This window comes from uncultured Helicobacter sp., from assembly GCF_947367035.1.
GTDB lineage: Bacteria > Campylobacterota > Campylobacteria > Campylobacterales > Helicobacteraceae > Helicobacter_D.
This window is the reverse complement of sequence record NZ_CANBCA010000020.1, coordinates 20,407-28,313: the sequence shown is the minus strand read 5'-3', so window position 1 is coordinate 28,313 and position 7,907 is coordinate 20,407. Positions and strand designations below refer to the sequence as shown.

Below are 7,907 nucleotides of genomic sequence, written 5' to 3'. Positions count from 1 at the left end.
TTTCTTTTTATCACCCCACAAACCTCCGTGTAAATTGCAAGTTGCACTAAAAAACCCCCCCCCCCCCCGCTCAACTCTTGCATTGCCATATTGTTTAAGCAATATGGGTGCATAGATTGCATTTTCAAATGCTTGTTTGCTTGCAGGTTTGCGAACGATTTTATAAGTGTCATAATCCACAGAATCAATACTCACTGCTATGTGAGAGATTCCTAAATCCACAGCATCTTTAATATCTTGCTCACTTAGCAATCCTGCGTTAGTGGTTAATTGTGCTTTCATCTTATATTTTTGAACCAAAGAAAGCACTTCCCTCCATTGTTTATAAGTGAAAAATTCTCCATTGGGTGTGAAGTCAATATTTTCTACTCCTTGTTGTTGAGATTTTTTTAGAATCTCCTCTATTTGTTGTAGCGTCATTTCTTTTTTCCACTCCGCTCTTTCGCCAAAATAATCTCCACTATATCCTCCCCCATGAAAAGGACACATTCCACAAGCGTAATTGCATTTGTTAGTAATTTTTATATTAACAATCATTGTCTAATCTCCTAATATTAACTCAATTTGTTCCACCAAGCTTTTAGTGGCATTAGCAAAGTTAAAACATTCATTTTGCCTATAAATTTTTACCTTAACTGGATAAGATTCTTGCGTTGCAATTATCTCTTGTAAAAACTCGCGAAAATCTTCATCTTTTGAACAAGAAACCATTAGTTTCTCCTCATAATATTTTTCGCTTTTATCTATTTCTTGTTTATTGTCGCCCAAAATCAAACTTGGCTTGGCTGTCGTCAAAGGATAAGTATAACCCATAGAAGAGCAATCTGTAACCACACAAAGTGAATGATAGAATAATTCTTTAGACTCCATTTCCTCAATGAATAACTTCTCCCCTGCGAACGCCTCTAAAATTTTTGGCATTAGCTTCTCTGCATAAACAGGATGTGGCTTAAAAAATACGCGCAAGTTGAGCCTGAAACATTCCTTCATTAACACAATCATTCTTGCAATCTCATCAAAAAACGTAAAGGCAAAAATTACAATGTCATTTTGAGACTTTATGCCTGCTACTTGTTGCTTTTTGCAAAATTTCTCAAATTCTTGCACGTCTTTATCTAGCTTTAAATATCCTGTGTCCAATAACGTAGGCTTCTCTTGAATACTCTGAAAAAACTCCTCATAAGCCCTATGAATCTTTTTACTTCCACATACAATATAGTTCGCAGTAGAGTAAGAATATTTCAAAAATGCTTTATCTGTAAGGCTAAATTTCATAAACGGATAAACCAAACTTCCTTGAAACCCATGTGTTATATCAATACTAATCACTTTTTCATTTGTTGGTGTAAGATTTGTTAGAAGCATCATTTCCACTTCTACCACTCGCTCTAAAACCGCATGTGGAGCAAAAAGACAAAAATTTTTTTTGGCATACTTTTTATAAATCTCACTATAAAAAGTAAAATAAATTACACCATAGCCCAAGGCTTTAAGTTGTGATTCTAAATCTACAAAATGCTTTTCTGTCCATTTACAAACAACTAAGCCAATATATTTTTTAAAACAATGCGATTCTTTATAATCTTTGAGTTTCTGATTCAGAATCTCTCCACACCAAATGATTCCATTCTCATAATTTTCTAAATGATATTGTGTTAAATTTTCCTCTATTTTTTCATAATGCAAGGTGCTTGCAATAAGGATTCTATCCTCTTGTTGGATATGCGCTAGCAGATTTATTAAACTAGATTCCTCTTTGCTATCATCAATAAAAGCATAGGATTGATTGGGGAAATAAAGCCCCAGAAAGCTTACAATACCCTCTCCATTTACACCTTTTCCATAAATATAATATTTCATAAAGACTCCAATATTGCTTTGAATCTCGCAATAGAATCTAAAGCTAAAACATAGGTTGCAGTTTGTCTATAAGATTTTAAATGCTGTTTCATTGTTTCGTCTTGATGAACTATAAAATATTTTAAAGCATTTACATAGCCTTCTTTTGTATCAGGTTGCATAATATCAAAAATACCCTTGTATGCCATTTGATAAGCCTTATCAAAGGGAATTCCAAATTTTTTATAACCCCCTTTCCACTTTTGCACCTCTCGCTCATTTTCTTTGAGATGGAAATCTACTTGTTTTCTCCTTGCTTCCATTGAAGGAATTAAAGTAACAAATGCACCTCTTCCTTTGGAAGCATATTCTACAATGCTCTCCCCTTGCTGCAAAGGAAAGGTATTGCAAAATACATCAATAATATGCCCATAAATATGTGGATCTACAAATCCGGGCATAAAGAATCGCTCCGAGATTCCAAGCTTTTCAACTTTTTCTCTAATCACAGGGATATTCCCAGCCCCAGCAGCAATGAAAATCGTATTTTTATGCTTTTGCATCACCTCCGCAATTGCTTCTAAATACGCATCACTATCTACTTTTACAAGCCTTCCAATCACACCTAGCACAATCGTATCTTCCTTGATAGGATATTTGGCTTTCTCTGCCGCAATCGCTTCAGGTGCGCGGGGTGGATTATAGAATCTATCCTCATCCATAGGTATTTTAAAGCCTTTGAATGTATAAGGAGAGTCTGATGGCGGAGCGTGCGAAATCCTCTCATCAATCCCGCTAATATCATACCTGCCATTTCCGTGACTCCAGAATATCTGCTTAGGCGCACTACGCGTTGCAAAGAGAAAATCACTTCCATCAATCGTGCCAGTAGAGATGAGAATATCTATTTCATCAGCAAGGATTCTATTCCTAAGTGTCATCGCCTTTTGTAAATGCGACACATAATAACTATATTCTTGAATCAAACCAAAAGTAGGACTCACCACAGACGCACCAATCTCCACTAAAGCCTTCATTGCGTCCATATCGTCCATACTTTTTTGAATATACGCCATAGAATACACCACAATTTCGTATTGACTTGCAAACTCCTCTTCACTTAGCAACGCCTTAATCAAAGAATACTCCACCTTATAGGGTGAATTTTCTACGATTCTATCCTTTAAGATTCCAATTTTTACCTTGCGCCCTTCACTCCTATCCACTGCCTCTTTGCATTTGGGTAAAGTTTTACCATATTCTACGAAATAAGGTTCTACAATCTTCACAACCTTATCATTATATTCCTGCCAATCCTCCTGTGTCTGTGCAGAATTTCCAAATTTATGGTAAATGTAAAATTCCACATACATTGCCAAATCCAAATTCCCCTGCTCCAAAAGCCGCTTCAAAACCCCAAGCCACACAGGAAAATTCTCACGCCATTTCAAATGATTGAAATAATGCTTGACATTCCAAAAAATATGCATACTCCATAAAAAAATGGATTTTTTCTGCCTATCAGGAAGCTGATAAAAAGACTCTTCCTCTAATGCTTCTTTTTGAATCTCTAAAATCCATTCAATAGGAACTTTATAATAGAACAAAAACTCTAGCACAAAGGCATTCAACTCCACCATATAATTTTCGCCCAAATCCAAATAAATAATCTGACGCAAAAAAAACTTAATTGCTCTCTCACTCTCACCTCTAAGCAGCATTGCCACACTCACACAATTAATCATCAATAAACGTTCATAATTGGATTCTGTGTTTTTGATAAACTTATATAAATCTACATAAGTATCAAACCGAATATCTTGCGGAATTTCTCTAGCATAATTTGCACTAGAATCTCCAAAGATTCCATAGCACCATAGAAGATGACAATCTGGTATATCACCCTTTTGATAGATTAATTCCAAGATTTTTTCGCGTAATAATGTAATCATCTCTAATCTAGGAGGAAGTTCCAAGCTCTCCTGCCCACCTCCCAAGGAACGTATTAGCATTATAATACCATTTAAAGCTGACTTATCACTTGCTTCTTGTAACCTTGTCAAAATCTCTTGTGTAATAAGTTGTATAGATTGCATAATGATTCTTTTAGTTTTAGGATTCTTTAATATCGGCAGATTCTAACAAAACTTTAGTTAAAAATTACTTTTTAACGAAATTTTGTATTTTAATCTAAAAAGTGGAACACCATTTGCTTAAGCATTCTGAAAATTTATTTTTTGCAAAGGATGCATAATGAGTTATAGGATATACACCAATGTGAATGCACTAAACGCACACACTTCAGGAATTGTGAATAATCGCAATATGTCAGAATCGCTAGAGAAATTAAGCTCTGGCTTACGCATTAACAAAGCGGCTGATGATGCTTCAGGAATGGCGATTGCCGATAGTTTGCGCTCTCAAGCTGCTGCTTTGGGTCAAGCAACCAACAACGCTAATGATGCAATTGGTATGATTCAAACCGCAGATAAAGCAATGGACGAACAAATCAAAATCTTAGATTTAATCAAAACCAAAGCAGTGCAAGCTGCACAAGATGGACAAACCGTTACCACAAGAAATGCACTTCAAAGTGATATTTTAAGGCTGATGGAAGAGTTGGACAATATTGCAAATACGACAAGCTTTAACGGACAACAAATGCTCTCTGGTGCTTTTACCAACAAAGAATTTCAAATTGGTGCTTATTCTAATACCACCGTTAAAGCTTCTATTCAACCAACAAACTCTCTAAAAATCGGACACGTTCGCTACGAAACTGCAGCAGAAATGTCTGTCAGTGCTGGAGCAAACAGCTTGGCTGAAGTTTCTTTAAGATTCTTAAATACTGATGGAACAAACAACTATGCTATTGAATCTATCAAAATTTCTACGTCTGCTGGAACAGGGATTGGAGCTTTATCAGAGGCGATTAACAAAAACTCTGATGTGCTAGGTGTGCGTTCTACCTATATCGTAATGGGACAAGGTGCAGGAGTAATTGGCTCTGGAACGATTCGCGGATTAACAATTAATGGAATCCAAATTGGTGATGTCAATGATGTGCAAAAAAACGATTACGATGGTAGGTTAATTGCTGCAATTAACGCACAAAAAGAGCGCACAGGAGTTCATGCTTCCCTTAGTATTTCCGGTGCATTGCAACTTACAAGTAATGATGGTAGGGCAATTTCTGTTAGTGTATCGGCTGGTTCGCACGTAATTAATGGTGTCAATAGTGCGAATGCTCCAATGACAACTGGTGGTTCATTTGCTGGAATTTCTGGCACAACACACGCAATCGTAGGACGTTTAACCCTTATTCGCTTGAATGCAAGAGATATTTTAGTCTCTGGGGTAAATTTCTCTCAAGTTGGATTGCACTCTGGTGCAACTAATATTCAAGCAGGCTCAGGACTTGCACAATACACCGTCAATCTCCGTAGCATTAATGGTGAGTTTGATGCAAATGTTGCTTCTGCAATTGGTGCTAACTACAATACCGCCGTGGCATTTATTAATAAAGGTGGAATCGGAGCAGGGGTAACAAGTATGGAAGGTGCGATGGCAGTTATGGATATGGCGCAATCTGCACAAGAACACTTAGATAGAATCCGCGCCGATTTGGGTTCTGTGCAACAACAACTTGTCGTAACCATTAACAATATTACCGTAACACAAGTCAATGTAAAAGCTGCGGAATCTCAAATCCGAGATGTGGATTTTGCAAGTGAATCAGCAAACTTCTCTAAAACAAACATTCTAGCACAATCTGGAAGCTTTGCAATGTCTCAAGCAAACCAAGTGCAGCAAAATGTTCTTAAGCTTCTACAATAATCAAAGCCCAATCTTTGGGCTTTTTTGATATAATCTGCTACCTTAACTTAAATTTCTTCAACAAGGAATCCTATGTCCCAATCTCTAAATTCTCGCTTTGATAAGAATCTTAAAGCTCTTTGCAAAGTTAATCCCTTGCTTGCTAGTCAGTTGCAATTCTTGCAACCCAACCAAAAATATGAAGTTTATATCGGGCAAGACCCTTTAAACATTAATGTTTATGATAAAGAAAACAAACTCGCCCTTTATCCCAATGAACCTTTAATGGAAACTTTAGAAAAAATAAAAGAATTTGAGACTTTTAAGCTCTATCCATTTTTTTATTTTTTTGGTTTTGGCAATGGAATCTTTTATCGTTTATTGCTTAACCAAAATGTGCAAAACATTAAAAAGCTTTTTATTTTTGAGCCAGAACTAGAGTTGATTTATATTGCATTAAATTTTGCAGATTTTAGTGAAGAAATTGCAAAGGGTAAGCTTTTAATTTTTTGGACAAAGACAATTAGCTTTGGCGATTTAGACGCCTATTTATCTAGTGAGGGACAATGGATTTATTCTCGGATTTATAATCTACATCTCTACAATAATTATTATGGACGATATAGGGAAGAATGTTTAGATTTAAATACAATTATCACACGTTCTTTAGGGCATCACGTAATTTCTGTTGGTAATGATTCTACAGACGCACTTATTGGTTTAGAACATCACTTAGAAAATCTACCTGAAATGATTACCACTCCTCCTATGCTAGAACTGATTTCAAAAGCCAAAAATACAAATACAGCAGTCATTGTCTCTACAGGACCCTCACTTTATAAACAACTTCCACTTTTAAAGAAATATGCTCCTTACATAACGATATTTTGCATTGATGCTTCTTTTCCGATTCTAGTGAAGCACGATATTAAGCCAGACATTGTCGTTACATTAGAACGCATAGAATTAACAGCAGATTTTTATAAAAACACTCCTACAAAAGCACAAAAAGATGTGATCTTCGCTCTGACAAGTATCGTGCATCGGGCAACAGCGAATGCTATCACCCAAGGGGTGAAGAGCTTTAGTATGCGCCCCTTTGGTTATACAAGATTCTTTGATTTAAAAGAATATGGCTATGCAGGAATTGGAATGAGTGCTGCAAATATGGCTTACGAACTTATCGTGCATAGCAAGTTTGAAAAATGTATTTTTATCGGGCAGGATTTAGCTTTTGCTCCAGATGGCAAGACGCATTCTAAAGACGCAATTTTTGGTGAAAATGAATCGCAATATAAACCAAAAAACAATGCGCTAGAGAAGATTTTAGTCCCAGCTTATGGTGGAAAGGGTTTTATAGAAACCACTGCGGTGTGGAGAATGTTTTTAAACTTTTTTGAAAAAGACATTGCAGAAACGCCTTATGAGCTAGAGGTTATTAATGCTACAGAGGGTGGCGCAAGAATTGAGGGAACGAAAGAGATTCCTTTTGAAGAAGTGTTAAAATCCCTACCAAAAGTGAAAAAGCCCCTTATAAAACTCACACCACCTACTAAAGCACAAATTGCTGCGAATCAAAAACAAATGAAAGCCAAAGTCAAAGAATTTTTAGATTATGGCTACAAAAAGAAAAAATTAGTGGAAAAACTTTTCTTAAGAGTTGTCAAAATGACCGAAGAATTAGAACGATTGAATCGCGAAAATAAACTAGAAAAAATTAATTTTGCCAAAATGGACAAATTGCTAGAAGAAATTGATGATGTAAAAAACTTCTTTTTAGAAGATACTTTTATTAAAGTCTTTATAGACGCAGTGCAATCTTATATCGTGCATCAAGAATTAGAGTTTGCTAAAATTGTCGTGCGCCCTGTGCATACTCTCACTGAAAAGCAAGTGAAACAAATTGATTGGCTCTATCAGCATAAATTTTGGCTCTTTTCCCTTGCAGGAGGAATGGACGCAACTTTGGAAGTTGCAAAAAGAGCTGCAAAAACTTGGATGGAGATTCCAAAGAAATATGACACGACAAATGCCTCCAATCAATCTCCTGTTAAGAAAACCAATCACAACATTTCCACAAGGAAAAAGACGAAAAAACAAAGCAATCTATAAAACATAGAATCTCTTAAAGGGATTCTATTACAAAGATTTCTTGAGACTTACAAACTACCACTTGCAGAATAAATCTTAGGCAAAACATAAGCATAAACAAAACTATTGCCTTAAAAGCGTGTATTAAATAATCAAAAACA

4 protein-coding genes and 1 pseudogene are annotated in these 7,907 nt (G+C 35.9%); 2 read left to right on the top strand and 3 right to left on the bottom strand.

Annotation, left to right across the window (positions count from 1 at the left end; translation table 11 throughout):
- The 3 genes from Q0Y61_RS07150 to Q0Y61_RS07140 all read right to left on the bottom strand — a co-directional run.
- The coding region (locus Q0Y61_RS07150) for a radical SAM protein (protein WP_297813599.1) at nucleotides 1-537 on the bottom strand (537 nt) is incomplete at its 3' end.
- 3 nt (nucleotides 538-540) lie between these two features.
- Entirely contained in the window at nucleotides 541-1,860 is a 1,320-nt protein-coding gene (locus tag Q0Y61_RS07145) for a hypothetical protein (protein WP_297813596.1), read from the bottom strand.
- A complete protein-coding gene (locus Q0Y61_RS07140; protein ID WP_297813594.1) occupies nucleotides 1,857-3,935 on the bottom strand; it encodes a hypothetical protein in 2,079 nt (692 codons plus the stop codon). Before Q0Y61_RS07140 ends, Q0Y61_RS07145 begins: the two co-directional genes overlap by 4 nt.
- Before the next feature lie 157 nt (nucleotides 3,936-4,092).
- Between Q0Y61_RS07140 and Q0Y61_RS07135 the strand changes: the two genes are divergently transcribed.
- Together Q0Y61_RS07135 and Q0Y61_RS07130 are read left to right on the top strand one after the other, a co-directional pair.
- The gene (locus Q0Y61_RS07135; protein WP_297813591.1) at nucleotides 4,093-5,676 is read left to right on the top strand and encodes a flagellin B; all 1,584 of its coding nucleotides are present in this window, start codon (nucleotides 4,093-4,095) and stop codon (nucleotides 5,674-5,676) included.
- Nucleotides 5,677-5,748: 72 nt separating this feature from the next.
- Nucleotides 5,749-7,626: pseudogene (locus tag Q0Y61_RS07130) on the top strand (motility associated factor glycosyltransferase family protein); the annotation flags it as partial.
- Nucleotides 7,627-7,907: the final 281 nt, after the last annotated feature.